General features: G+C 65.8%; 26 protein-coding genes. 8 read left to right on the top strand and 18 right to left on the bottom strand.

What is annotated here, in order from left to right; genetic code table 11:
• The first annotated feature begins 192 nt into the window (after nt 1-192).
• From AC1DDO_RS03050 to AC1DDO_RS03035, 4 genes are all read left to right on the top strand, one after another.
• A complete protein-coding gene (locus AC1DDO_RS03050) occupies nt 193-1488 on the top strand; it encodes a sugar ABC transporter substrate-binding protein (protein WP_476868515.1) in 1296 nt (431 codons plus the stop codon).
• An 81-nt stretch (nt 1489-1569) separates the two neighbouring features.
• Nucleotides 1570-2532, top strand: a complete 963-nt coding sequence (locus AC1DDO_RS03045) for a carbohydrate ABC transporter permease (RefSeq protein ID WP_476868516.1) — start codon at nt 1570-1572, stop codon at nt 2530-2532.
• A gap of 1 nt (nt 2533) precedes the next feature.
• Nucleotides 2534-3412, top strand: a complete 879-nt coding sequence (locus AC1DDO_RS03040) for a carbohydrate ABC transporter permease (RefSeq protein ID WP_476868517.1) — start codon at nt 2534-2536, stop codon at nt 3410-3412.
• A gap of 59 nt (nt 3413-3471) precedes the next feature.
• A complete protein-coding gene (locus tag AC1DDO_RS03035; RefSeq protein ID WP_476868518.1) occupies nt 3472-4995 on the top strand; it encodes a glycoside hydrolase family 32 protein in 1524 nt (507 codons plus the stop codon).
• 40 nt (nt 4996-5035) lie between these two features.
• Here the strand turns inward: AC1DDO_RS03035 and AC1DDO_RS03030 are convergent, their stop codons facing one another.
• The 4 genes from AC1DDO_RS03030 to AC1DDO_RS03015 form a co-directional block, all read right to left on the bottom strand.
• Nucleotides 5036-5839 (bottom strand): carbohydrate ABC transporter permease, encoded by an 804-nt coding sequence (locus tag AC1DDO_RS03030; RefSeq protein ID WP_476868525.1) that lies wholly within the window; start codon nt 5837-5839, stop codon nt 5036-5038.
• Nucleotides 5840-5979: 140 nt separating this feature from the next.
• Entirely contained in the window at nt 5980-7071 is a 1092-nt protein-coding gene (locus AC1DDO_RS03025) for a carbohydrate ABC transporter permease (protein ID WP_476868526.1), read from the bottom strand.
• A gap of 2 nt (nt 7072-7073) precedes the next feature.
• Nucleotides 7074-8324, bottom strand: coding sequence for a sugar ABC transporter substrate-binding protein (locus tag AC1DDO_RS03020; RefSeq protein ID WP_476868519.1), 1251 nt, complete (start codon nt 8322-8324; stop codon nt 7074-7076).
• An 86-nt stretch (nt 8325-8410) separates the two neighbouring features.
• Complete coding sequence (locus AC1DDO_RS03015) at nt 8411-9460, bottom strand: LacI family DNA-binding transcriptional regulator (RefSeq protein WP_476868520.1); 1050 nt, start codon at nt 9458-9460, stop codon at nt 8411-8413.
• A 182-nt stretch (nt 9461-9642) separates the two neighbouring features.
• Between AC1DDO_RS03015 and AC1DDO_RS03010 the strand changes: the two genes are divergently transcribed.
• A complete protein-coding gene (locus AC1DDO_RS03010; protein ID WP_476868521.1) occupies nt 9643-11673 on the top strand; it encodes a glycogen debranching N-terminal domain-containing protein in 2031 nt (676 codons plus the stop codon).
• Nucleotides 11674-11944: 271 nt separating this feature from the next.
• On the opposite strand, the gene AC1DDO_RS03005 is transcribed toward AC1DDO_RS03010, so the two are convergent.
• From AC1DDO_RS03005 to AC1DDO_RS02995, 3 genes are all read right to left on the bottom strand, one after another.
• Nucleotides 11945-12208, bottom strand: coding sequence for a hypothetical protein (locus AC1DDO_RS03005; protein WP_441408412.1), 264 nt, complete (start codon nt 12206-12208; stop codon nt 11945-11947).
• Between the two features lie 331 nt (nt 12209-12539).
• Nucleotides 12540-13379, bottom strand: coding sequence for a class I SAM-dependent methyltransferase (locus AC1DDO_RS03000; protein ID WP_476971421.1), 840 nt, complete (start codon nt 13377-13379; stop codon nt 12540-12542).
• Nucleotides 13380-13392: 13 nt separating this feature from the next.
• Complete coding sequence (locus AC1DDO_RS02995) at nt 13393-14454, bottom strand: NAD(P)/FAD-dependent oxidoreductase (protein ID WP_476971420.1); 1062 nt, start codon at nt 14452-14454, stop codon at nt 13393-13395.
• Between the two features lie 122 nt (nt 14455-14576).
• On the opposite strand from AC1DDO_RS02995, the gene AC1DDO_RS02990 reads away from it, so the two are divergent.
• Nucleotides 14577-15161: a helix-turn-helix domain-containing protein gene (locus AC1DDO_RS02990; protein ID WP_476868056.1), complete on the top strand. Its 585-nt coding sequence runs from the start codon at nt 14577-14579 to the stop codon at nt 15159-15161.
• A 47-nt stretch (nt 15162-15208) separates the two neighbouring features.
• Here AC1DDO_RS02990 and AC1DDO_RS02985 read toward each other — a convergent pair whose 3' ends face one another.
• The 3 genes from AC1DDO_RS02985 to AC1DDO_RS02975 form a co-directional block, all read right to left on the bottom strand.
• The gene (locus AC1DDO_RS02985) at nt 15209-16150 is read right to left on the bottom strand and encodes a C2 family cysteine protease (RefSeq protein WP_476971419.1); all 942 of its coding nucleotides are present in this window, start codon (nt 16148-16150) and stop codon (nt 15209-15211) included.
• A gap of 349 nt (nt 16151-16499) precedes the next feature.
• The gene (locus tag AC1DDO_RS02980; protein WP_476971418.1) at nt 16500-17357 is read right to left on the bottom strand and encodes an aldo/keto reductase; all 858 of its coding nucleotides are present in this window, start codon (nt 17355-17357) and stop codon (nt 16500-16502) included.
• 24 nt (nt 17358-17381) lie between these two features.
• A complete protein-coding gene (locus AC1DDO_RS02975; RefSeq protein ID WP_476971417.1) occupies nt 17382-17792 on the bottom strand; it encodes a (R)-mandelonitrile lyase in 411 nt (136 codons plus the stop codon).
• Between the two features lie 154 nt (nt 17793-17946).
• Between AC1DDO_RS02975 and AC1DDO_RS02970 the strand changes: the two genes are divergently transcribed.
• Complete coding sequence (locus tag AC1DDO_RS02970; protein ID WP_476971416.1) at nt 17947-18864, top strand: helix-turn-helix transcriptional regulator; 918 nt, start codon at nt 17947-17949, stop codon at nt 18862-18864.
• Between the two features lie 39 nt (nt 18865-18903).
• On the opposite strand, the gene AC1DDO_RS02965 is transcribed toward AC1DDO_RS02970, so the two are convergent.
• The 8 genes from AC1DDO_RS02965 to AC1DDO_RS02930 all read right to left on the bottom strand — a co-directional run bounded on the left by AC1DDO_RS02965 (nt 18904) and on the right by AC1DDO_RS02930 (nt 24732).
• Complete coding sequence (locus tag AC1DDO_RS02965) at nt 18904-19374, bottom strand: group II truncated hemoglobin (protein ID WP_476971415.1); 471 nt, start codon at nt 19372-19374, stop codon at nt 18904-18906.
• A gap of 99 nt (nt 19375-19473) precedes the next feature.
• Complete coding sequence (locus tag AC1DDO_RS02960; protein WP_476971414.1) at nt 19474-20085, bottom strand: VOC family protein; 612 nt, start codon at nt 20083-20085, stop codon at nt 19474-19476.
• 510 nt (nt 20086-20595) lie between these two features.
• A complete protein-coding gene (locus AC1DDO_RS02955; RefSeq protein WP_476971413.1) occupies nt 20596-20850 on the bottom strand; it encodes a hypothetical protein in 255 nt (84 codons plus the stop codon).
• A gap of 132 nt (nt 20851-20982) precedes the next feature.
• Nucleotides 20983-21303 (bottom strand): hypothetical protein, encoded by a 321-nt coding sequence (locus tag AC1DDO_RS02950; RefSeq protein WP_476971412.1) that lies wholly within the window; start codon nt 21301-21303, stop codon nt 20983-20985.
• 39 nt (nt 21304-21342) lie between these two features.
• Nucleotides 21343-22641, bottom strand: coding sequence for a Y-family DNA polymerase (locus AC1DDO_RS02945; protein WP_476971411.1), 1299 nt, complete (start codon nt 22639-22641; stop codon nt 21343-21345).
• A gap of 24 nt (nt 22642-22665) precedes the next feature.
• Nucleotides 22666-23097: a LexA family protein gene (locus AC1DDO_RS02940; RefSeq protein ID WP_441411020.1), complete on the bottom strand. Its 432-nt coding sequence runs from the start codon at nt 23095-23097 to the stop codon at nt 22666-22668.
• A gap of 405 nt (nt 23098-23502) precedes the next feature.
• Nucleotides 23503-23922, bottom strand: coding sequence for a hypothetical protein (locus tag AC1DDO_RS02935; RefSeq protein WP_476971410.1), 420 nt, complete (start codon nt 23920-23922; stop codon nt 23503-23505).
• Nucleotides 23923-24141: 219 nt separating this feature from the next.
• Entirely contained in the window at nt 24142-24732 is a 591-nt protein-coding gene (locus AC1DDO_RS02930; RefSeq protein ID WP_476971409.1) for a dihydrofolate reductase family protein, read from the bottom strand.
• 20 nt (nt 24733-24752) lie between these two features.
• Between AC1DDO_RS02930 and AC1DDO_RS02925 the strand changes: the two genes are divergently transcribed.
• Entirely contained in the window at nt 24753-26462 is a 1710-nt protein-coding gene (locus AC1DDO_RS02925; RefSeq protein WP_476971408.1) for an FAD-dependent monooxygenase, read from the top strand.
• Nucleotides 26463-26565 lie beyond the last annotated feature (103 nt).

Genomic DNA, 26565 nt, shown 5'->3' with positions numbered 1-26565 from the left:
GCTTGGGCCGCCGGGCTGAGCCCCCGGGCTTGAGCCCCCAAACTGAGCCCTTCAGCTACACCAGCACCCACACGCATCCACCACAGACCCATCCCGGGCCCCGCAAAAAGGGGACGCGGCCGTTGCACCGGCCGCGCCCCCAAGGACCCGGGCTAATCATCCGCGTACAAAAATAAGCAGAAAGACTCACTCATGAACAAGCGATTCACCCGCATCCTGGCCACCAGCATAACGGCGGCCGCCCTGGTCGGCAGCCTCGGCGCGTGCGGCAAGGGCAGTGCCTCGGCCACGTCCGAGGGCACTAAAGAGATCACCCTGTGGACCCACAACGCCGGCAACCCCGAAGAGCTGGCCTCCATCCAGGGCATCGTGGACTCCTACAACAAGAGCAGCGGCGCCAAGGCCAAGATCAAGGTGCAGGCGTTCCCGCAGGAGTCCTACAACGACTCCGTGGTCTCCGCGGCCGCCGCCGGCAAACTTCCCTGCATCGTCGATATCGACGGACCCAATGTCCCCAACTGGGCATGGGCAAAGTACCTGACCCCGCTCAAGCTCTCCACCGACCTGTCCGCCAACCTGCCCAGCACCGTGGCCAAGTGGGAGGGCCAAACCTACGCCGTCGGCTATTACGACGTGGCGCTGGCCATGCTTGCACGCGCGTCGGACCTCAAGGCAGCCGGAGTGCGCGCCGCAACAATCGAGCAGCCCTGGACCAAAGCGGAGTTCCAGGACGCGCTGACCAAGCTCAAAGCCCTGGGCAAATGGGAGTACCCGCTGGACATGGGGACCGCCGGCAGCGGCGAATGGCTGCCCTACGGCTACTCGCCGTTCCTGCAGTCCTTCGGCGCCGACCTGATCAACCGCGACGGCTTCCAGAGCGCGGACGGTGTCCTCAACGGGGACAAGGCAGTGGAATGGGCCAAGTGGTTCCGCGGACTGGCCGACCAAGGCTTCATGGCCACCAAGAGCGGCAAGGACTCCACCCAGGACTTCCTGAACAACAAGAGCGGCGTGCTGTACACCGGCTCGTGGGCCGCGGACAAGGCCCGGGCTGCCCTGGGCGACGACCTGGTGGTCATGCCCACCGTGGACCTTGGCAACGGACCCAAGATCGGCGGCGCCTCCTGGCAGTGGGGCGTCACCCAGGGCTGCGCCAACACCGACGCCGCCATGGACTACCTCTCCTACTCGCTGAAGCCGGAAAACCTGGCCGCAGTCGCCAAGGCCACGGGCACCATCCCGGCGACGGATGAGGCCGCGGCCCTGGTCCCGTCGTTCGCAAAGGGCGGCACCAACCGGATCTTCATGGACTTCTCCCGCCAGTACGCAGTGATGCGTCCCGAGACCCCGGCCTACCCGTTCATCGCCACCGAATACGGCAAAGCCGTCCAGGACGTCCTCGCAGGCGCCGACCCCCAGACGGCCCTGGACAAGGCCGTCAAGGCCATCGACGCCAACATCAAATCCAACGGCGGCTACAAGAACTAGCAGCCCTCCGCGGAGGACGACGACGGCGGGAGAGTTCCGCCGTCGTCGTCCCCCCGGTGCTGCAGGTCAACGGAGAATCCCATGACAACCAGCCCACTTCCCACCCGTCCCCGCCCCGCCGCCGAACCGGCGCCACGGCCGCTGCCGGCCCCGCCGCGCCGCCGCCGGGCAGGCCTGCTGCGCGAACAGATCAGCGGCTGGGGCATGATCGCCCCCGCAGCGGTATTGCTGCTGCTCTTTGTGTTCCTGCCGGCCATCCTGGGCTTCGGCCTAGCCTTCACCAACGCCCGGCTGATCTCGCCCCGCCCGGTGGAGTTCGTCGGCACAGACAACTTTGCCCGGCTGTTCGCGGACCCGACCTTCTGGCGGTCACTGCTGAACGTCACCTACTTCGCCGTGGTGGTGGTCCCGGTCCAGTCGGCCCTGGCCCTGGCCATGGCGCTGCTGATCAACAAGAAATTCCGCGGCGTGAACTTCTTCCGCACCATCTACTTCCTGCCCGTGGTCACATCCATGGTGGTGGTCTCCCTCCTGTGGCTCTTCATGTACCGCAAGGAAGGCCTGATCAACGAGCTGCTGTCCACCTTCAGCTTCGGCCTGATCCAGGGCGCCGACTGGCTCAACGACCCCGCCACGGCCATGCCCGCCATCATCGCGCTGTCCATCTGGCAGGCGGCCGGATTCCACATGATCATCTGGCTCGCCGGGCTGCAGAGCATCTCGGGCGAACTGTACGAGGCAGCCCAGCTGGACGGCGCCAGCCGCTGGCACCAGTTCCGGTACGTCACCTGGCCGGGCCTGAAGCACACCCGCAGCCTGGTCCTGGTGACCATCACCATCCAGGCCCTCGGCCTGTTCGACCAGGTCAGTGTCATGACCCAGGGCGGCCCGCTGGACTCCACCACCACCATCATCTACGAGGCCGTCCGCTCCGGCTTCAAACAGCAGGAAACCTCCTACGCCTCCGCGATCTCGCTGGTTTTCTTCGTCCTCGTGCTGCTCATCTCCGCGGTGCAGCGATACCTGACCCGAGAGAAGGACTGACGTGAAAAATTCGCTTCGACTCAACAATGCGGCAACCATGCTGGTCCGGATCCTGTTCGCCGCCGTCGCGGCCTTCCCGATCGTCTTCATGCTGGTGTCCTCACTCAAGCCGGACACCCAGATCTTCGGGGACATGTCCTCCGTGGCCGCCTTCCTGCCCGTGGGAAACGTCTCCTTTGACAACTACGCGGCGGTGTTCGACCGGGTCCCGGCCGCCCGGTTCCTGGTCAACTCCATCGGCATCTCCGCGATCACTGTGGTGCTGGGCATCTTCGTCAACAGCCTCTGCGCGTTCGCGTTGTCCCGCATGGAGTTGCGCGGCAAGCGGGTGGTGTTCACGGTCATCCTGGCCACGCTGATCGTGCCGTTCCAGACCCTGGCCCTGCCGCTGGTCTGGTGGGTCAACCAGTTGCCCTATTTCGAACTCAACGGCTTCAGCCTCGAGATCTCCAAGGGCTGGCTGGACACCTACCAGGTCCAGATCATCCCGTTCATCGCCAATGCGTTCTCCATCTACCTCTATCACCAGTACTTCGAATCCATCCCCAAGGAACTGGACGAAGCCGCCCGCATCGACGGTGCCGGCTGGTTCAAGATCTACCGCCAGGTGGTCATGCCGCTGGCGGGCCCGGCCACCGCGACGGTCGCGATCCTGACGTTCCTGCCGGCCTGGAACTCCTACCTGTGGCCCCTCATGGTGGTCCAGTCCGAGGAACTTCGGCCGGTCATGATCGGCATCCAGTACTTCTTCCAGCTGAACGTCTCCTGGGGCGAAGTGATGGCCTACGCGTCCCTCATCACGGTTCCCGTGGTGGTCCTGTTCATCGCCTTCCAGCGTTCCTTCATCAACAGCATCGCGTCCAGCGGCGTCAAGGGCTAACCACCCGCCGCTCCGTACCCACCCTTCCGGCACACACCGTGAAAGCAGACAGCACAACCATGACAACCACCACCGCGCTCGGCTGCCAGTACCGGCCGCAGCACCACTACACGGCGGACCGCAACTGGCTGAACGATCCCAACGGACTGGTCTACGCCAACGGCACCTACCACCTCTTCTACCAGCACAACCCGTCCGGGAACGGGTGGGGCAACATGTCCTGGGGGCACGCGACTTCAGCGGACCTGCTGCACTGGGACGAACAACCCGTGGCCATCGCCTGCGATGACCAGGAAGCCATCTTCTCCGGTTCGGCCGTGCTTGACGCGGCCAACACCAGCGGATTCGGCACCCCGGACAATCCGCCGCTCGTTGCCATCTATACCAGCGCCTATTCGCCCGCATCCCCGCTGTCCGGCCGGCAGGCGCAGTCGCTTGCCTACAGCACGGACAACGGCGCCACCTGGACAAAACACGCCGGGAACCCCGTGCTGGACCGCGGCTCCGCAGACTTCCGCGACCCCAAGGTCTTCTGGTACGACGGCGCCGCCGGCAGCTACTGGGTGATGGTCGCCGTCGAGGCGATGGACCGGGAAGCTGTCCTGTACAAGTCCGCCGACCTCAAAGCCTGGGAGTACCTGAGCACCTTCGGCCCGGCGAACGCCACCGGGGGAGTGTGGGAATGCCCGGACCTGTTCGAGCTTCCGGTGGACGGCGATCCCGGAAACACCAAGTGGGTGCTGGTGGTGAACCTGAACCCCGGCGGAATCGCCGGCGGTTCCGCCGGACAGTACTTCCTTGGAACCTTCGACGGCGTCGCGTTCGTTTCCGAGACGACGGTCACCGAGGGGCTCCAAAAGGATGAGAGCCGCATGGCCGAGTACGGCTGGCTGGACTGGGGCCGGGATTACTACGCGGCCGTCTCCTTCAGCAACGCCCCGGACGGGCGCCGGCTCATGATCGGCTGGATGAACAACTGGGAGTACGGGGCCCTCACACCCACCGACGGATGGCGCGGCGCCATGTCCCTGGTGCGGGAATTCAGGCTGGCCGTCCGCGGCGGCCGCGTGGTGCCCATGCAGACGGCGTTGGACCCCTTCGAGAGCGTCGGGGCCGGCCGGAATCTCGGAGCCTCCCCCTACACCGAGGCCGCCCGGCCTCTTCCTGCCGGAACGCACTGGATCCCCGCGGAAGCCTCCGGCGACGTCCTGCGGATCGACGCCGAATTCGAACCCGGCGCCGCAGGAGAAGTGGGCCTCCTGCTCCGGGCAAGCGGCGCCGAACGGACGGTCCTCGCCTACAAGTGCGCCACGGGCGTGCTCAGCCTGGACCGGTCCGCTTCCGGCAACACGGACTTCCACGAATCGTTCGCTTCGTTGGAAAGCGTGCCCGTGCCGCTGGAAGAAGGCCGGCTGCGGCTGCGGATCTTCCTGGACCGCTGCTCCGTGGAGGTCTTCGCCCAGGACGGCCTCGCCACCATCACGGACCAGGTGTTCCCCACGGAATCCAGTACACAGGTAGGGCTGTTCGCGGACCGCGACGGCGGCAGGCTGGTGAGCCTGGCCGTCGTTGGAGGCGGGTAAGCCGCGGGAGCACCGCGACGGCTACTCCTTCACCGCTCGGCTACTCCTTCACCGCTCCGGCGGTGGCATTCATGATCCGTTTCTGGAAGACGAAGAACACGATGGCTACGGGGATGGTCATGATGGCGGCCGCCGCCAGCTTCAGCGGGTACTGCGTTCCGGCGCTCAACTGGCCCGAGGACAGCTGGGCCACGCCCTTGGTCAGTGTGGTCAGCCCGGGGTCCTGGGTCGAGACGATGAAGTGGCTCAACTCGTTCCAGGACCCCTGGAAGGACAGGATGATGATGGTCATCACGGCCGGGACAGACATGGGCAGCACGATCGACCAGAACGTGCGGAAGGTTCCCGCCCCGTCCACTTTCGCCTGTTCCTCCACACTCACCGGAATCGACTCGAAGAAGTTCTTCATGATGAACACCCCGGCGGCATCGGCCAGCAGGGGAACGATCATGCCGGCGTAGGAATCGTAGATCCCCAGCTGGTTGATGACGAGGAACTTCGGAATGAGCAGCACGACGCCGGGAACGGCCATGACGGCGACGAGGGCGGCGAAGACGACCGACCTGCCGCGGAACCGGAGCCGGGCCAGGGCGTACCCGGCCAGCAGGTCAAAGAACACCCGCCCGAACGTGACTACAACAGTGACCACGATCGAGTTCTTGAACCAGAGCGGGAAATCCGAATTCAGGAACAGCCGTTCGTAGGCGGCTGCCGTCCACGTCGGGGGGATCAGGGACAGCGGATCCGCGGCGGCCTGGGGTTCGGTCTTGAACGAGGTCGCAATATTGACCAGGAACGGGAAGATGTACACGATCGCCAGCAGGATCAGGGCAGCGTAGGTCACCCAGCCCCACGCGACAGGCTTGCGACCGCGGGCAGGAGCCGGCTGGCGGCTGCCCGGCGCCGGTGTCTCCTCCTGGGTGAGGGTTTCCGGCCGGAATGGCAGTTCAGCGGTGACGGCGGATGAACCAGTGTGCGGAACGGTCACGGGGTTCCTCCCTTGGACGGTGGCGGGTTGAACCGTTTGCGGCGCGGAACGGTGGTGCGTTCGCGCAGGATCAGCCGCTGGACAATGGCAAAAACAATGATGATGGCGAACAGAATGAAGCCAATGGCCGCACCCTGGCCCCACTGCTGGTTGTTGAATGCAGTGCTGAAGGACAGGTACGCCGGGGTGAGAGTGGTCTTGGCCGGTCCGCCCTGGGTGCCGGTATAGATCTGGTCGAACACCTGCCAGGTGCCGATCAGACCGAGGGTGATCACGGTGAACAGGGTGGGGCGGAGCATCGGCAGGGTCACGTACCAGAAGCGCTGCCAGCCGCCGGCGCCGTCGAGCATGGCCGCTTCCTGCAGCTCGCCGCCCACATTCTGCAGCGCCGCGATGAACAAGAGCATGAATGTGCCCGACGTCGTGAAGACGGCCATCAGGATGAAGGCGGACATCGCCACGGAGGGGCCGGACAGCCACTCCCACCAGCTGACACCCAGGAACGTTCCGCTGGCCAGCGCGGCCGGCGGCGTGGTGACGCCCAGGCTCCCGGCCAGCAGGTGCAGCACGCCGTTGGGGTCCTGAAACCAGTTGGGCCCGGCGACGCCGACGAGGCCGAGCAGCTTGTTGACCACACCGCCGGCGCTGAAGAGGAACAGCCAAAGCACCGTGATGGCCACCGAACTGGTCACCGAGGGGAAGTAGAAGGCCGTGCGGAAGAATCCCCGGCCCTTCAGGATCCGCCGGTTCACCAGCACAGCCAGCAGCAGGGACAGCGTGGTCTGCAGCGGAACGGTGAGGATGACGTAGTAGAAGTTGTTGCGCAGCGCCGTGCCGAAGTCGCGCGCGGCGAGGCCCCCGCCGGAGAGGATGGCCTCGTAGTTGCCGGCCCCGACAAACCGGGTGGTGCCCGCGAAGGGGCTGCCGCGGCCGGTCCAGTCGGACACGCTGACCCACGCCGCCATGGCCACCGGCAGCGCCAGGAACAGGCCAAGGATGATCACGACGGGTGCGATGAAGAGCCACCCGGTGGCGTTCTGGTGTCCGTGGATACCAGAACGCCGCCGGGGGAGCTGCTGTGGGGCCACAGTCACTTAGCCAGGACCGCGGTCATTTCGGTCTGGACGGCGTCCAGAATGGCCTTCGGGTCGGAGGTCTTCAGCGTGGCCAGCTTGGCATTCAGGTCCTTGATGACATCAGCTGCGCCGGGCTGCGAGGGCAGCGTCTGGGCGTACTCGGCGCCGGCCAGGGATGCTGCCTGATCGGGGAAGGCCGACTTGAACTCGGTGGCGGCGGACTCGACGGAGGGCATCACGCCGAAGGCCTTGGCGAAGCCGATCTGGCTCTGCGTGCTGGTCAGCTGCTCCACCAGTTTCTTCGCGGCTGGCTTGTTCTTGCTGTCCGCGGCGATGCCCCAGCAGTTGGTGAACTGCAGGGTTCCCTTGCCCTTGGGGCCGGCGGGAAGTTCCACCGTACGGTACTTCACGTTGGGGTAGTCCTTGCTCAACGCACCGCTGATCCAGTTGCCTTCGATGGTCATGGCCGAGAGTCCCTTCCCGAATGCCTCGCCACCCCAGCCCGCTCCGAGGTCGGAAGAGTACTTGGCGGCGCCGTCGGTCAGCATGGATTTCACAAAGGTCAGGGCCTGGATGTTTTCCGGGCTGTTGACTGTGGCGCTCTTGCCGTCCTCGCTCACAAACGAACCGCCGGCCTGCGGGAAGAAGGCGCCCACGCGGGCGATTTCAGGGCTGAACGACAGTCCGGTAGTGGGTCCGCTGGTGAGCTTCTTGGCCACTGACTCCAGCTGGTCCCAGCTGGTGGGGATATCGCCCTCGCCAAGCCCGGCGGCCGCCCACTTCTCCGTGTTGATCACCAGCGAGAGGGTGGAGAAGTCCTTGGGGGCGCAGTAGAGCTTGCCGTCATGGCTGAACGCCTTGGCCAGGCCGGGGTAGAAGTCGGCCTTGTTCGTGAGCGTGTCGCCGTAGGGCTCCAGGGATCCGTTGGCCGCGAATCCGGCGAACTGGTCGGTGGAGACGTAGAAAACATCTGCCGGTTTGCCCGAGGCGAAGCCCTGGCTCAGCTGCTGCACCATGTCGGAGGCAACGCTCACCGAGGCCTCCGTCCCGGATGTTTTGGACCAGTCGGCGACGGCGGACTTGACCGCCGTCGTCTCCGCGTCGCCGGAACTGCCGATCAGGACGCTGATGGGACCGGAGCCGGTCGCTTCGGCCGAGCCGCTGGAAGCCGGGCTGCTAAAGCCGGAGCCGCACGCGCTGAGCGCGAGGGCTCCGATGGCGGCGACGGCGCCGGTGACCAGTCGCTGTGTTCGGGTTCTTGCCATGGGTCGAACTCCATTTCAGTAGGGCGCCCATCGTTGGGCGCACGGCAAATCATGGGTGGTTGGAAAGTGTGGTGAGGTGGGCGGAACTAATGGGTGTGCGGGCTGGCGAGGGGACCGCCGCCGTCGCGCAGGACAAGCCTCGGCTTCAGCAGCCGGTGCGTCACCGGAACGGGCTGCTCCGGTGCTCCGTCGAGGACATGGCGCAGGATGTCGACGATCGCCACCGCGGCAGCCTCCACCGGCTGGGCGACGCTGCTGAGGCCCAGGGCGGACGCCACCGGGGTGTCATCGAACCCGATTACGGCCGGCGGCGTGCCCGGCGCCGCCGCCCGCAGCTGTTCGGAGGCGCCGAGGGCGAGCGAATCGCTGGCGCAGACCACTGCGGTGGCGCCCCGTTCCAGGAGCTGGCGCGCACCTTCCGCGCCCTGCCGTGCGCCGTCGTCCACTCCGATCGCCAGGGCCTCGAGGTCCGACGACGGGAGTGCTGTGGCGAGGCAGGATGCCCAACCTGCCCGGCGGTCGTCGCCGACGCCAGAGCCGGCCGGCCAGCCGAGGAAGCCGATCCTTTGGTGCCCCCGGCCCAGCAGGTACGTGGTTGCCTCAGCGGTGCCCGCCTGTCCGTCCACGTCCACCCAGGAGTGGGCACAGTCTTCGTCATTGCCGGATCCGGTCCAGGGACGGCCGAAAGTCACGAAGGGGATGTCCCGGGCCATCAGCCAGTCGGTCCGCGCGTCACCGTGGTGCGTGCCGGTGAGCACGAAACCGTCGAGGTCGGAGGTCTCCAGGAGCTCCTCGTAGGACTGCATCTCAGCTTCGTCATTGCGCGCCGCGAACAGCGTGACCCGGTAGCCGTGATCTTGCAGGTTTTCGGTCAACGCGTGCAGGAACCGGTCCAGGATGGCGCCGTTGATTCCGTCCCCGGTGGGCATAAGCCTGAAACCTAGGTTCCGTGAGCGCCGGGTCCGCAGCTGCCGCGCCGCGGCGTTGGGGCGGTAACCGGACGCTGAGATCAGCTCGTTCACGCGCCGCAGGGTGTCCGGCTTGACCCGTTCGGGCGCGTTGATGGCGTTGGAGACGGTCTGCCGGGACAGGCCCAACTCTTCGGCCAGGCTGGCCAGGGTAGGCCTCGACGCCATTGTTCCTCCGATTGCCTTCTAGGGGTTTTAGATCGATCAAATTTGGGATAAAACTGTATTTGATCGATCAAAAAAGTTATCCTCATCATGGATTGTGGCCGAGGTCACTGTCAACTGTCCTTGGGAAATCGCCCAACTCACATCAACTCAACGGGGTCCGCAGGACTCCCAGGAGGAACCTCATGACCCACCGCCAACCCTTCCTGCACGACTTGAACGTTCTGCTCGCCGCACCCATGCAGGCGTGGAGCGGTCATGACGGGCAGCTTCGTCGCCAGGGGGCCCAGGGGATCTACTGCGCCGACACCCGCGTGGTCGACGAGGCCGTCCTGCTGGTCACTGGCGAGGAACCGGAAGCGATCGGCAGCGGCCGAACGCGCGGCGGCGTTTCCTCCTTCGAGGCGCTGGTCCGCACCGTCGGCGGCGAAGGAAGCGACCCCCTGGTCCGGCTCACCAGAACACGGAGCGTCACAACGGGGGCCGTGTCCGAGGAGATCCGGCTGAGTTCGGACCTCGCCCATGACGTCACCGCCGTGGTGGAACTGGTTCTGGGTAACGACTTTTCGCCCCTGGAAGCGGTGAAGTCCGGCGCCGCCTCCCACCCCGTCCGGCCGGAAGAGCACGACGGCGCCTGGCGCGCGGCCGCAGGGGGAGTCACCTCGGTGATCACCGCCGCCGGCGCGGCTGTCTCCCCGGAGGCCCACCGGCTCCGGCTGCGCTGGGAAGTCACCGTCCCGGCCCGAGGATCCGTCGCCGTGGACTGGTCCGTGCGGGCGGCGGACAGCGAGGCGCCGGTGGTCGCGGCCCCGGGCAAGGCTCCTGCGGGAATGCACGTCCGCGCGGACGATCGGCGGTTGGCGTTGCTCGCCGGCCAGGCCATGGCGGATTTGGGCGGTCTCCGTATGGCCACGGCCCAGGCGCCGGAGGACGTCTTCCTTGCAGCCGGCGCGCCCTGGTTCTTCACGCTGTTCGGCCGTGACTCCCTGATCGCGGCGCGCATGCTGCTGCCGGTGGACCCCGCCCTCGCCGCCGGCACCCTGCGCACCCTTGCCGCACGGCAGGGCACACGGAACGACATCGAGACGGCGGAGCAGCCGGGCAAGATCCTGCACGAGGTGCGGCGCGGCGAACTGCGGTTTCCGGAGGGCAGCAGTCATGAGGGGCTGGCACTTCCCCCGGTCTACTTCGGCACTGTGGACGCCACACTGCTGTGGGTCTCCCTCCTCCACGACGCCTGGAAATGGGGCATGCCCGCGCTCGAAGTCGAGGGCCTGCTCGGCAACCTGGACCGCGCGCTCGAATGGCTCAAGCACTGGGCGGATGCCGACGGCGACGGGTTCCTGGAATACATCGACGAGACCGGCCACGGACTGGCCAACCAGGGCTGGAAGGATTCCGGCGACTCCATCCGGTGGAACGACGGATCACTCGCCACCGGCCCCATTGCACTGGCCGAGGTGCAGGGCTATGCCTATCAAGCCGCCGTCAACGCGGCCGATATCCTCGACGCTTTCGGCCGACCGGGCGGGGACGAATGGAGGGATTACGCCACGGACCTGGCCGGCAAGTTCCGGGCATCATTCTGGTGCGCGGACCACCTCGGCCCGTACCCGGCCATCGCGCTCGACGTGGACAAACGCGCCGTCGACGGCGTGGCCAGCAACATGGGCCACCTGCTCGGCACGGGGATCCTCAACGCCGAGGAGACTGAGGTGGTGGTGCGGCGGCTGATGCACCCATCTATGTTCTCCGGCTTCGGCATCCGCACCCTGGACACAGGCAACGCCGGTTACTGGCCGCTGCGCTACCACGCCGGATCTGTTTGGTCACACGACACCGCGGTGATCCTGCAAGGCATGGCCTCAGCCGGCCATCCGGCCGAGGCCGCGCAGCTCGCGGCGGCGCTGCTGAACGCCGCGGAAGGTTTCGGCTACCGCCTGCCGGAACTGTTCTCCGGCGATACCGCCGAGGAGGGCGGGCCGTTGCCCTACCCGGCATCGTGCCGCCCCCAGGCCTGGGCGGCGGCGTCGGTGGTTCCCGTCATGCTGGCCACCCTCGACCTGAAGCCGCAAGGCTCCGACGGCCTTCCCCTCAGCTCAGCCTCCAGCCCGACGCCGTTCGGCGCCATGCGCGTGGAGGGACTGCGTTCCGGCAAGACGCGTTTCAGCGTGGAGGTCGACGCCGGGGGAAAAGTGACGGTGTTCCCCGCCTGAGACTTTCGGCGGTAAATGGCGGTCTTATTGCGGCGCTGTTTGGCGCCGGGTGTGGCAGACGTCGTCCTCGACTTTTCTTTTTTGGTCCCGAAAGAATGCCCGAGGAGGATTATCGCAAACTGATGAGGCGGCTTCGTGTAGAAGCGGGAACCATTTATTTGGCAACTCCGAGATCTGTCGCCCCCGCACGCATTCGCTCCCGTAAGGCAGACCACGCAGACGACTTCTATCTAAGTGAAGAATTGGCCGCGCCCGCGTCCGAGAAAGGGAACTACGCCTCGACGAGAATCACCAATGTCTCGGGCAGCACGCCGTCATACGCCATTGCCTCGGCCCCGGCCCCGGATTGCATCAGGGCCATGAGGGCATCCATGTCGGGAACGTCCATCAGCACCGCCACTTGCGTCGGGTTCTGAGGGTTGACGAACGTCCGGATGTTAGTGACTCCGAGGGGCCCGAAGACCTCTTCGCGTTTCGGTGAGGCAAGCCAATGATCCTTGTCCTTCACATCGTGGTGGCCGATCACGGTTGGCATAGCGCGTCCTCTCGAAGGGGGCCAGCGGTCCGCAGGCCCACTGAGCAGAACGCTACTGGTCGTTTCCCACCCAAACAAGGCCTTTAGCAACGTGCAAGGCCACATTCAGCTGTTGTCAGGCGAGGTCAGATTCGGGCACCGGAATACGGGATGTGCAGGGGGTCTTTGGTCACTGCGGTGGTCATCTGTGGCATCAACATTGCCGTTCTGGGGTTGTTCATGGTCTTTGAACAGCGCTGGTACCGGCGGAGAATGCGGGCCCGTTGTCGCGTGGAGCCGTGAAAAGCAGGCCCTTCTCCTGCGTGCGGATTCTGCCTTGGGGCGTGCTGGTTCAGGGCAGCTGCTGGTTCTGGTCCGGGGTGGCCACCCAGACGGTCCGGGTGGCGCGGGGTTCCAGCTCGATGTCGTCGGGGAACCGTTCCAGCAGGTCTTCCACGGAGTCACGGTCGTCCGCGGTCAGGGCGGTCAGGTGCGAGAAGCGCGCGAACCACTGCTGGGCATACTCCCGTGCAGCCGGGGTCGCGGGTGCGGTTGTCGTCACCTCGGACTGGGTGACGCTGAACCCGGCGACCTCGATGACCGGCGCCCAGTTCGGGTGATGGTTCCACCCCTCGGCCGCCGCGGCGGTGTGGCAGCGCTGCTCCAGCTGCGCTTCGCGCGGATCGCTGAGGAAGCGGGGCAGGGCGGCGAGCTCGACGACGACCAGGATCCCGCCCGGTGCCAGCGCCCGGCGGACTCCCGACAGGAGCCGCGAGGGGTGGGCGACGTGGTGGAGTGAGGAGGACGCCCACACCAGGTCAATGTGCGCTTCAGCCGCTGGATCCGCCGTGGTCAAGGGGCCGGGAAGTGCGGGTAAGCCGTCGTCGAGGTCGGCCTCGACCACGGCGAAGCCTTGCCCGCGCAGCAGCTTGAGCATCTGCGGGTCGTTGTCGACGCACATCACAGCAGCATCGGGGTACCGCCTGCGCAGCAGCCGACTGCCTGCACCGGTGCCGGCGCCGAGGTCAACGACGCTGCGCGCAACTGGCACCCGGGCCAAGTCCAGGGCGGCCGCGAGGTGGTCGCCGAACACCTCGGCATCGAGATCGAGGACGCGGTGCTGCTCATGACCGCCAGATCGCTGGTGGTTCTGGTGGTTATTGTCCCGTGTCCGGTGGGGCTGGTGATCCATGCCGGTTACCTTTCTACTGTTCTACTGTGGCCGCACGGCCCATGCCGGCGGCTTCCTGCCAATCATCAACGCCGTGGCGTCGGTGACCCGGCAGGATCTGAGAGGCGGCGGCTTCCGCGGCGGCCGAGAAGGGGCCGAAGTGGCCCTCGACGGCCCACCGGGTTTCCTCTTCAATGAGGTCGGCATTGATTCCCGCGCCAGTCATGACACCCTCTGCCGCCGCCGTGATTACCTGGGCCATCAAGTTCGAGACGTTGCCCGCCGCATACACGCCGCGGACTGCCGTGGCACCCATAGCGTCGGTCTCGATAAACCGTCCGGCCCCCGAGGGGTGCACCTGAGAAGTCAGCCCGAGTGATTCCAGAAATGTGGATCTTGCCTCCATTCGCGCTCCGACAGCAAGCGCCTGTACGTCGAACGACGAACCCTGGCGGAGGGTGAGCCCGGTGAGGACACCATCGACGGCGTCAACAGAAGCCACAGCGCCCTCGACGACCGTTACGGACCGGGCGGCGAGCTTGTCCCACTCCTCGTCGGTGGGTTCCACGGTGTCGTTGAGGAAAAGTGTGATATCCCGGGACCACTGCCTGAACAACAGTGCCTGATGGACGGACAGCGGGCCCGTGCCCAGCACTCCAATCCGTTGCCCGCGGATTTCCCAGCCATGGCAGTAGGGGCAGTGCACAACACCCTTTCCCCATTGCTCCCGCAGCCCGTCGATGGGCGGCAGCTCATCCGTCAATCCAGTGGTGACCAGGAGGCGTCTGCCGGAGAACCGGCGGCCATCTCCGAGGGCCACCTCGAACCCATCGGGGGTTCGCCGTGCCGAAACGGCTTCGCCGCCAATGACCGTTCCTCCATAGGAGCGCACTTCGCTGCGCCCGACGGACAGGAGCCCGCCGGGGTTCATCCCGTCCCTGGAAAGATAACCGTGTACACCCGCCGCGGGTGCGTTGCGTGGGGTTCCGGAATCGATGACCAGTACCGAGCGCAGCGCCCGGCCCAGCGTCGTGGCCGCGCTCAGTCCCGCCGCGCCGCCGCCAACAATGACAACGTCATGCCGTGTGGTGTCCATTACTGATTTTTCCTTCGTCGAGTCCTGAGAGTTCGCCGCCAGCGTCCTTGGGCGGTCACACCAGCTTTCACCGCATGCACGAGGATTGACAAATGTATTTGCCGATATGGCAAAGTATGGATATGGCAAATGAGCTTGACGATGTCCTCGGCGCGGTCGGTCCCCGGCTTCGGGCTCTGCGCGCGGAACGCAACCTCACCCTTGGAGAGGTGTCCTCCGCATCCGGGGTATCAATCAGCACGCTGTCCCGCCTCGAGTCCGGCCAACGCAGGCCAAACCTCGAAATCCTGCTGCCCCTCGCGAGGTTGTACGGTGTTCCCCTCGATGATCTGGTCGGCGCCCCACCCACCGGGGATCCGAGAATTCACCTCAGGCCCATCACCCATGGCGGCATGACGGCTGTTCCCCTCACGCGCCGGCCAGGTGGATTGCAGGCCTTCAAGATGGTGCTCGCCGGTGAAGACCGCGGGGCAGAGCCCGACCCGCGCGTTCACGAAGGCTACGAATGGCTGTACATCCTCAACGGACGACTGCGTCTGGTTCTGGGCGACAAGGACTTTGAACTTCGCCCCGGCGAAGCTGCGGAATTCGACACCCATACGCCGCACTGGTTCGCCAGCGCTGACGGCAGACCCGTCGAGTTCATCAGTCTATTTGGACAGCAGGGTGAGCGGATGCACGTACGCGCCCGGCCAAAGCCCTCATAGCTGAAGTGGCCCGATGGGCGAAGGGACGGCCGTCATGCCTTCAGCGTTCAGGCCTTGGGATAGGTCGGGATGGCGATGTACTGGTTGATGTTCGTGGACTGGAACGTCTCGAACGACAGCGTCTCCTGGCCGCCCTCCGGGTCTCCCACCACGACGGTCTGGTCGGAGGAATTCACGCCCAGCAATGCGTAGGAATGGTCGGCCACCAGTTTGCCGTTGTCGTTGGAGGTCCCAAGGGTTATCAGGCCGTTCGTGAAATCCTGCTGGATCTGCTCAAAGGTCACTCCCGTCATGGGGCCCCCGGGATTGCGGTCGACGCCCTCTTTGCCGGTGATGGCATAGAGGGCATTGTGCACATCGTGATCCTGGGCGTTGCTGAGATCGGTGCCATCGATGCCGTTGTAGTGGTTGCCGTTGACGGCCGCCCACCCTTTCTCGATAATTGCGGCCCAGGAAACGTTCTTGCCGTCGATGTTCTCGATGCCGTTCTCGAAGGGAGTGCCGCGGCGGTATGGAAGGTCGCCGTTGACCGTCACCCTCACCGGATTGGGAACGCCGTCATACTTGCTGTGGAACGAAATGGTGTAAGTACCGTCGCCGTTGTCGCGGACCATGTTCAAAATGGTTTCGGGCGATTGCGCGGCCACTGTCATCAAGGCTGCCAGGAAATAGCAATCGCCGGCGTCGCCCTGCTTGATATTGGTCAGGTTCCCGGAGATATTCGGGTTACCGGCGCTGTCGAGCGCGTACAGGACCTGATTGGGGACTTTCTGGTAAGTCGCGCGCCCGGACACTGCAGGATTGCTCAGCGAAACCCCGGACCCTCCCGGAGCGGACGTCGCGCCCGGAGTCGACGAAGCACCGGGAGGCGGCGTCACGGCGGGCCGGGAAATGAAAATAAAAACAAGTCCCAGAACTGCCACCACCGCAACAATCGAGAAAATGACGATGGCGCGAGTTTTAGCCGGGCTGGATGGTGCACGGTTCATGGTACGTGCCTCCCGTTCTGCGGGCTCCTGCCCGGCTGCGGTTTCGCGACGGCAAGGTCCCACGGCACCCTTGCTGTCGGACCCCCATGAAGATCAATTCTTCAGGTCATCAACAGCTTGCCGCAGGCAACCAGACTCGCGCAAGGAACGCCGGATGATTCACAGCCAAAACACTGGAAGTCACAGCAAGTTCACGGCTTGCGTGCCTGCAGCCTACGCGGGAATGGCTGCAGGCACGGTCTCCCGGGGCGCAGCTTTTATGACCCTGTCTGGGAGCGTGGCGGCGCCCGGACACGCGACCGCTGGTCGCAGGACCTGCCGCCCAGTGGTCGTTGGGCCGGTAGCCATCTCAGGCGATTCGGCGTCCGCCCAGCCAGCTGACCATGGCGGGGTCGCGGTGGTCGAAGAAGAGGCTGGCACCGGTGTCCAGGGTGGTGATCTGGCTCATCTGCTCGTCCGTGAGGGTGAAGCCGAAGACGTCGAGGTTCTCGGCCATGCGTTCCGGGCGCACGGACTTGGGGATGACGACGACCTCGCGCTGGATGAGCCAGCGGAGCACCACCTGGGCGACTGATTTGCCGTGGGCTTCGGCGATGGCGCTGAGGACCGGATTGGTGAAGAGGTGGTTCTTTCCCTCGGCGAAGGGTCCCCAGGACTCGATCTGGACGCCGCGTTCGCGCATCAGTTCCTGGTCGGTGGCGCGCTGGTGGAAGGGGTGGGTCTCGATCTGGTTGACGGCCGGGATGATCTCGTTGTGGTCGATGAGGTCCACGAGGCGGTCGGGGTGGAAGTTGGACACGCCGATCGCGCGGGCGAGGCCTTCCTTGTGGAGGTCCTGCATGGCCCGCCACTCGCTGTAGTAGTCGCCGAGGGGTTGGTGGATCAGGTAGAGGTCGAGGTGGTCCAGTCCGAGCCGGTTGAGGGAGTTTCCGAAGGCGCGCCTGGTGTCCTCTTGGACGTTGCCGGTGGGGGCATGCTGGATCCAGAGCTTGGTGGTGATGAAGAGCTCGTCGCGGGCGATGCCGCTGGCCTTGATCGCGGCGCCGACGGCGGCCTCGTTGAGGTAGGAGGCGGCCGTGTCCAGGTGCCGGTAGCCGGCCGCGAGGGCTGCTTCAACGGCGGCCTGGGTTTCGGCGTCGGGGATCTGGAAGACGCCGAAGCCGAGGATCGGCATCTTGACGCCGTTGTTGAGGGTGACGCTGTTCATGAAATTCCTTTGATTCGTCAGTGGTTATCGGCGGGTTTGGGTGTGGGCGGCTTCGTAGGCCGGGTCCGTGACGGGTTCCAGCCAGGTGGCGCTCGCCCCGTCGAGGTGTTCGACCAGGGCCAGGTGGCACATCATGGAGTCCCGGGTGGCGCCGTGCCAGTGTTCTTCGCCGGGCGGGGTGTGGACCGTGTCCCCGGGCTGCATGACGATGACAGTGCCGTCGCGGGTGCCGATGATCCCGGTCCCGTCGGTGCAGTGCAGGGTCTGGCCCAGGGGGTGGGAGTGCCACTTGGTGCGGGCGCCCGGGGTGAAGCGGACCATCGCGGCCATTAACCGGGAGGGAACCTGACCCTGGTAAAGGTTGTTGAGGTAGACGTCTCCGGCGAACCTGTCGCTGGGGCCCTTGATCGTTGGGGTGGTGGGTATGAGTTGCATTGCGTCCTTCCTTTGCCCGGATGTCAGCCGGTGCTGAGTGCCGTGCTGCCCTGCATTCAAGACAACCAGCAATTTCCGGCGCGCGGCAGTGCCTGTCGTGCGGTGTACTGCCAGTTCCTGTTAGGCCGGGCCGGGCCGCCGTAGCGTTGAGGTCATGGAGAACAGTCAAGACGTCCGCGAGTTCCTGATGAGCCGGCGGTCGCGCATCACTCCGGCCCAGGCCGGGCTGCCGGACTACGGCGGCACGAGGAGGGTGGCGGGGCTCAAGCGCGAGGAAGTGGCCATGCTGACCGGCGTCAGCACCGAATACTATGCCCGGCTCGAACGGGGCAACCTGCGGGGAGTCTCCGAGAGTGTCCTCGAATCCCTCGCCGGCGCACTCCAGCTCGATGAGGCTGAACGGGCGCACCTGCTCGACCTGGCGAAGGCCGCGGCGCCCTCGCGGGAATCAGGTAGGCGCCGAGTGCGGGCAGAACTGCGCCCCAGTGTTCAACGTATCCTGGCCGGCATGACGGGCACGCCCGCCTACGTCCGTAACTCGCGCGGAGACATTGTCGCCGCCAACAGCCTCTGCTTCGCCCTCTACGCGGGGATCCTCAGCCCCGAGAACCTGCCGCTGAATCTCGCCCGCTTCATGTTCCTTGACCCCCGCTCGAAAGACTTCTTTCTCGAATGGGAGACGCTCGCAGATGACCTTGCAGCCGCCCTCCGCACCGAAGCAGGCCGCAATCCGCGCGACAGGGCCCTCAACAGCCTCATTGGTGACCTCGCCACCGGAAGCACGGAATTCTCGACACGCTGGGCACGGCACAACGTCCGCTTCCACCGCTCGGCCCGCAAGACACTGCATAACCCGCTGATCGGCGACATCGAACTCACCGGCGACGCACTCGAACTCCCCGGGGAGGGCCTGACCCTCATCGCCTACACCGCAGAACCCGGCTCCCACGCCCAGGAACAGCTCGACTTCCTCGTTAACTGGAGCGCAGGGGAAGAGGTCCCAACCCGTCCGGCGGCGGGAAAATCGCGCACCGCAATGGTCAGCCCGCCCGACGTCGACCCACGGGACTGACCATAAGCGCCGACGCGTCCGCAGCGGGCGCCTGTGCGATCAGGAGTCGCCTGGACCCGTCCTGCTGACGGGCCCATCCCAAGACCACTGCCGGATGGCAAGGCCGAACGGAACGTCATCTGCGGAGCGCTGGTACCGGGACATCGTGGTGGTGGTCGCCCAAGCGAAGTAGTCGTGGAGCGCCTTGCGTAGCGGGTCAGCGTCGGTGAGCCCGACGTCTGTCAGCGCTTGATCGAAGCAGACGATCGCCCTGCGGTCCATGTCCTCGTGCGGGCCGTTGCCACTGTGCATCCGCACCACTGATGTCTCATCGCCATAGGAGTCCGAATAGGTCGTCGGGCCACCCAACGCCTCCGCCCAATAAGCTGCCAGCCGCCGCGTGTGCTCGGGATGGAACCCATGGCTGAAAGCGTGCCCAACCACCTCGTCCGCCAGCACCCTGACATGCCACGCGCCGGCCAGCGACAGGAAAAAGCCGTCGCCGCCGGCAGCCTCGTACACGGTCTGCATGCTGTAACGATCGCACGCAGCGCCCGTGTGCGGAAGGACGCCGCCAAAGGCGGCAGCGAATCGGCAGGCGGGGTAACGACGTCGACGCCGTCACCTGGCTCAGGCCGTAACGCCCTCCCAGGCGAACCCGTCCGGGTCCGTGAACGGGCCGGCGTCGCTGCCGATCGCGAGTCGGTGCGACCCGGTGCCCTCGGGAGAGACGCCGGCGTCCTTGGCGAGCGCCCGGCGCCCGTAGAGCCCCAGCCTTATGGGACTCGACGGCATGGCGAACTCGACGTACTTGCCGAAGCTCTTCCCGACGGCGAGGCCTTGGTCAATGTAAAACCGTTTGCTCGCAGCAACGTCGGCGGCTCCCATCAGGAGCACGATCTGGTCGACCTTTCGGGTGGCCGGGCCAGTGTCCTTCTTCGCCGACGTCGCGACCTTCCAGATCGCGCCATCCGGATCCTGCACGACGCCGCCGTAGCCCCACAGCGATTTCTGGGCCGGCTTCAGCGTCGTGGCGCCAGCCGCGACGGCGGTCTCGACCAGGCTGCTGACGGTGGACGGCTGCGACACGACGAGCGACAGTGTGAACGAACGGAACCCGCTGGTCGGGGCGTCGGTGGCTCGCACGCGCACGTGAGTTCCCAGTCCGAAGGCGGCGGTGTAGAAGGCGGTGGCGGCCGCGGGGTCATCTACTTCGAGGGTGACTGATTCGATGGAGGTCATGGCAGGTCCTTCAGTGAGGCGGACTGGTGATGCTCTTGACACTATGCCGCGGGCCGGCTGATTGCTTCTTAGATCCTGATCGATCCGAATGTGGGATCCGTCCACAGAGAAGGCCGCGCATCTGCGCATCTTCCACAGGAATCACTGCGGGTCTTCGCCCGGACCTGCGGGCCGGCGGCCCGGGGCAAAGGACAGGACCCCCACCTGCACTTCTCCGTGCTCAGGTGGGGGTCCTGCTTTGATATCGTCGCCAAGGCAACAATGGCCCGCCCCCGATAGTGGTTGCCCCGGGCCACTTATATGGCACTACGATAGGCAAGTTTGGTAGGGTCCGCAATGATTGCCGGGCCCGCATCGTCGGCGCTTCCTCTCTAGGCCGGCCCGCGACTGGGCGTGGAACCGGCCGTCGGAGAGCCGGCAATTGGCGTGTGCCGGGGGCCCGCGTTCGCTGGCGAGTCTCCTCCCAAGGTCACCCTAGACATTGCTAAGCATGCTTTGCAATGGTCATCACTACTTCCATCGGCTGGATCCCAGTGCGCGAAGCAGGGGAGCGGGGCTGCCTTTCAGGAGGTCAACCGGGCGGGCTCCGGCCAGGTCCCGGGATGGGGTGACCATCCAGACGGTGAAGTAGTTGTGCGGGATCTGCCGTTCCATCGCCCGGTGAAAGAGTTCAACGACGGTCGGGTGGAGTTGTCCTCCCGGGAGGAACTGGAATCCGGGGCAGAACGTGCCGTCGTCGATGAAAACGCGGACAAGCTGCCGCATGACTGGCTCGGGGTCTTCCATGAGCTCGGAGAGCCGGCGGCGGACATGCTCCAGGGCAGGAAGGGTGAATTCGCTACGAATCCCAGTCCATGTCTGATCACTGATGGGTTGGCGGTCAAGTTGCACTGGTGCCTAGTCGCCGTCGCTGATGTTTTCCAGTCCCCACTGGTTGGAGGTCCGTTCGCGGCGGAGGGTAAAGATCCGGAGGGCAGTCGTTGAACCGAGGCGGGCGTGGACCCGCCAACATTCGACGCCGTCCGGCTCGCCGCCGTGCGCTGCTGCCCCGGGTTGGGTGGTCCGCCGGGCGTCCCGCCCGGGCAGGTGATGGGACTCCGTGGCGGGATCGACTAGCCAGATCTGTCCGTTGTGCCGGATGGCGAGGGGTTTGCCGGTCGGGTCTGTTCGGACCTGCAGGCCGGGGGTCTTTGCGGTGGCGTTGGGCGCGAGGGTCATGTGGCGGTGTTCTTTCGTGGTGCGGCGGTGCGGTTATGTTTATGCGGCTTTGACGAGGAGGAGTTCGTCCCAGCGGGTGGTGTAGCGGGGGGAGAGCATGTCCCTTTTCATGGTCCAGTCCGGTCCGGCCCGTATTCCGGCGTGGCCGAGGCCGATGGAGCCGCGGCCGTAGCGTCGGGTCACGTCCTCTAAGAGGGTTCCGATGCGGCGTTCCTCGTGCGGGTTCTCGAACAGGGCCAGCGGTGCCTGGTTGCCGGTGGGCCGCAGGTCGGTGACCATAATGCCGGCTCTCGCGTACCTGATGCCTTCGTGGATCTGGGGGAGGAGGGCGTGGGCGGCCTTGGTGAGCAGAACTGGGTCCGCGGTGGGCATCGGCAGCGGAACGCAGACCGAGGGGTAGGAGGTGTCTTTCGGGTTGAAGTGTGAAGTGCCGGCGAACGCGGTGAGGACTTTGGCCTGGAGGCCGTGCTTGGCCAGCCGCGCCGAAGCCTGCTGGCCGTAGACGCTCAGGACCTGCCGCATGCTGGCCTCGGTGGTGATGGGCGTGGCGAAGGAGCGGGAGAAGATGAGCTGGTCGCGGCCGATCCGTTCCTCCTCCATCGGGATGCAGGGGGTGCCTTGCAGTTCCAGGACGGTGCGCATCATGACCACGGAGAAGCGATCCCGGATCGTGACAGGATCGGCCCGGGACAGGTCAAAGATGGAATGGATGCCCTGGCCGTTGAGCCGTTTGGTCAGTCGGGTGGCGACACCCCAGATCTCGATTACGGACAGGCGCCGCATCAGGGATTCCCTGTCGGCGGCGGGTACGGAGTCCCAGTGGCAGACGCCGTCGAAGGCCGGGTTGTGTTTCGCCCATTTGTTGGCCAGTTTTGCCAGGGTCTTGGTCCCGGCGACCCCCACGCAGACCGGTACGCCGACGTTGCGGCGCACGGCGGCCTTCATGGTCCGCCCCAGGGCGATGAGTTCACCCGGGGTGCCTTTGACGCCGAGGAAGGCCTCGTCAATGCTGTAGACCTCCAGCCATGCCGAGTAGCGGCCGAGCAGTTCCATCACCCGGGCGCTGATGTCGCCGTAGAGCTCGTAGTTGCTGGAGAGGGCGACGAGTCCCCACTCCTTGGCCCGTGGGGCGATTTTGAACCAGGGCTCCCCCAGGGGGATGCTGAGGGCCTTGGCTTCCGGGGACCGGGTGACGGCGCAGCCGTCATTATTGGACAGCACGACGACGGGCCGGCCCTCCAGGGACGGGTCGAACGCCCGCTCGGCCGAGGCATAAAAGCAGTTCACATCCACGTGTGCGATCTGGGGCATGCGGCGCATCGTAGCGGGCTTAGACATGGTTCTCCTCAGGCATCGCGTGCCTCAGACATGGTGCAGGCACCGGGTCGCGACGCCCCAGATGACCAGGTCCGCGACCGACGGGACCCGGATGTCCGGGTACGCCGGATTCTCCGCCTGCAGCACGACGCCGGCGGCCGTGACCCTCAGCCGCTTGATGGTCAGCTCCCCGTCCAGGACGGCAATGACAACGGACCCGTCCTTGGGTTCCAGGGCCCGGTTCACGATCAGTTCATCGCCGTCGCTGATCCCGGCACCTTCCATCGAGTCCCCGGACACGCGCACGACGTACGTGCTGGTGATGTCCTTGATCAAATGCTCGTTCAGGTCGATCCGCCCATCAAAGTAGTCCTGCGCGGGCGACGGGTACCCTGCCGCGACCGGGACCGGGGAGATCAGCACCGACAGCAGCGACATGCCCGCGTCTATTACGCGGGGACCGACAACAACGCCCACAACACACCCTTATTCGAATATATGTTCGATGCATTCAGTGTATCCGCCCGGTCCGACAAAAGACCTTCCTCGCGGCACTGCTACCGCTGAAGGAGGGGATCCGGACTCCAGATCGCCCATCCCTTCAGTAGCATCACCAGCATGACCACATGCTCTGTGCTGCGCTGTCCCGAGACTCCGACGGCCCTCTTTCGGCTGATGCCCGGTTCCAACCTGGAAGCGCCTGTCTGTGCCGGACACAAAGCGATCTTGGAGAGCGGTGCCCGGTGGATGGTCAACGGTGGCACCGGCTCGCCGTCTAACGAGGGTCCCAAAGGGTCCGCTGGAATTACCATCCTCATGCCCGAAGCACCCTAGCGCGGACGGTGACCGAGAGGCCTCCACGGCTCGGCTCGGCTGCCGGCGTCAGGGAGCGGGGTGTTCCGGCTTGAGCTCGATCGGGTAGCCAGAGTCTTTGCAGGCCTTGGCCAGGCCAGCGAAGGATTCGCTGAGTTCGGCCCGGACATCAGAGATGGTGTAGTCACCGTTTGCGCGGCTGGTGCCGGCGTCGTCATACCTGACCTGTCCGATCACGACTGCCATCATGTACCTCTGGACTTCGCCCAATGCCACATTCCGGGCGTCTGGTTCAGTCTTGTCGGCAAGGAGCTTTAGGGCGGCTCCGTAGGAAGTTCCGCCGGATTCCAGGGGCCCTGCCTGGGCCCCCAGATCGACCGAGTTGTAGGCCGTTTCGAAGTTCCGGCAGGGAGCCTCGTTCGCCGCGACGGTGCAGCCGGACAAGACAGCGGCCAGGGTGGCGGCGAGGAGGACTGGAAGTGCTTTCACTGGCTCATCCTAACCAGAAGCGAACCAACAGCCCTACGGTGTGCTTTCTCTTAGCGCCGTGCCGTAGTACTCAGTGCTGTTCCTGGTTGCGGCCGACACAACGAGGTGCCGCCGGCTCAGTCGCTGTGCGAAGTACCCCTCGTACGGCAACACGGTGACGGCGTCGATTCCGCTTTCCCACGCCGGGGTCAGTTCCTGGAGGCTTCAGGCTTCAGCGTTTCAGCCGAGGACCCGATACCGCACGTGGGTTACGAGGCCGGTACCGCTCACTTCCGTCGGTTCAAGCTTGAGGTTGCCGACGCCGTCGAGCAGCCGCTCGCCCGCTCCCAGGACCATCGGCGCGATGTGGAGCCGCAGCTCGTCGATCAGCCCGGCCGAGAGGTACTGGCGAACGATATCCGCCCCTCCGGCAATGGCCACGTCCTTGCTGCCGGCGGCCAACCGCGCCTGGGCCAGCGCAGATTCGATCCCATCGGTCACGAAGCTGAACGTAGTGCCGCCCTGCATCTGCAGGGGCTCGCGCGGATGATGGGTGAGGACGAATACGGGCGCGTGATAGGGAGGCTCTTCACCCCACCATCCCCGCCATTGTTCATCCCACGGCCCGGGGCCCGCGAACATGTTCCGTCCCATGATGTAGGCGCCGGCCGCGAGGATGCCTTCGCGCGCGGCCGCGTTGGCCTCGGGTTCTTCAAACTGCCATCGGTGCAGGCGCTCGCCGCCCTCGCCCAATGGGGCCGCCAGGCTTTGGTTCGGGCCGGCAACGAATCCGTCAAGGGAGATGGTCAGATCGCACGTGACTTGGCTCATGGGCCCATCATGCCATCACCGTGGCGGTTCTAGTCCGGCCGGAGCCCCGCAGTTGTCGCCGTCGTGCCCCGCCCAAGCCGTCCTGGCCGGGCAGAGCGGCGCCAGGCCGTACTGCTTCCATTTCCAATCTATCCTCCGCCCCCGGGCTTGTGGCAAGCCCCCGGTGGTGCCGCATAATCGCCAGTGGCCAGAACCTACGGAACGGGAGAAACGAAATGATTGAGCATGCGGTGGTGATCGTCGGAGGAGGCCCGACAGGACTGATGTTGGCGGGTGAGCTGGCGCTCGCGGGCGTCGACGTCGCCATTGTCGAGCGGCGCGCCGACCAGGACCTCCCGGGCGCGCGCGCCGGCGGTCTGCACTCCCGCACCATCGAGGTCCTCGACCAGCGCGGAATCGCCGGTCGGTTCCTCTCGGAGGGACAGGTGGCCCAGGTCGCAGGGTTCGCCTCCAACCGATTGGACATCAGCGACTTTCCCACCCGGCACCCCTACGGGCTCGGGCTGTGGCAGAAACACATCGAACGCATACTGGCCGGCTGGGTCGACGAACTGGCCGTGACGATCTACCGCGGACGCGAAGTCGTGGGGATCGCGCAGGACGGCGCCGGCGTCGACGTCGAACTCTCTGACGGCCAGTCGCTGCGGGCGGAATACGTCGCCGGGTGCGACGGCGGCCGCAGCCTGGTCCGCAAGGCGGCCGGTATCGATTTTCCCGGGTGGGATCCGACGACCAGCAGCCTGATCGCCGAGGTCGAAATGGTGGAGGAACCGGAACTAGGCGTCCACCGCAATCCCTTTGGCATTCATTCCTTCGGCAAGCTGGAGTACGAGATCCACGACGGGCAGGTGGTCTACAAGGAAGGCGGCCCGGTGGGGGTAATGGTGACCGAAGAACACGTCGGACCCGCGACACAACCCACCCTGCGCGACCTCAGCGACGCCCTCATCGCCGTCTGCGGGACTGATTATGGGGCCCACAGCCCCACCTGGATTTCCAGGTTCACGGACATGACCCGGCAGGCGGCCGCGTACCGTGACGGGCGGGTCCTCCTGGCGGGCGACGCTGCGCACGTGCACGCCCCGGACGGTGGGCAGGGCCTCAACATCGGTGTGCAGGATGCAGTGAATCTGGGATGGAAGCTGGCCCTGGTGGTTAACCGGACAGCCCCGGACAGTCTCCTGGACACCTACCACGCCGAGCGTCACCCGGTGGCTGCCCGCGTGCTGCGCAACACGATGGCGCAGACGGCGCTTCGCCGCGCGGATGACCGGATCAAGGCCGTCGGCGAGGTCCTGGCCGAGCTCCTCAGCATGGAGGAGCCGCGCAAACGCTTCGCCGCGATGCAGTCCGGTCTGGATGTCCATTACGACGTCGGCCATTACGACGCCGGCGAAGGTCACCCGCTGCTCGGCCGCCGCATGCCCGATCTCGACCTGGTCGCCCCGGACGGCACCCTGCGGCTCTTCGCCCTGCTCCATGATGCCCGGCCGCTCCTGCTCAACCTCGGTGCGCCCGGGGCGTTCGACGCTATTCCGCTGCCGGATCGGGTGCGGCCGATCGATGCTGAATACGGTGGCCGGTGGGAGCTTCCGGTGCTCGGGGAAATCCCGGCTCCCACCGGTGTGCTGATTCGGCCCGACGGCTATGTGGCCTGGGTGGGGGAGCGCACCGAGGCGGGGCTCGCTGACGCACTGAGAGCCTGGTTCGGAGCCTCTGCCGTGGCGTAGGCACTCTGCCACTGTGGAGCCGGCCCCGCCCGCCGCCGGTTACGTGGGGTGGCGGCCTGTACCGCTGGGAGCTGCAGGGATGCGGATGGCTAACCAGGTCAAG

It is taken from the genome of Arthrobacter sp. 10N43 (assembly GCF_056394525.1).
This window is presented reverse-complemented; position numbering and strand designations above follow the sequence as displayed.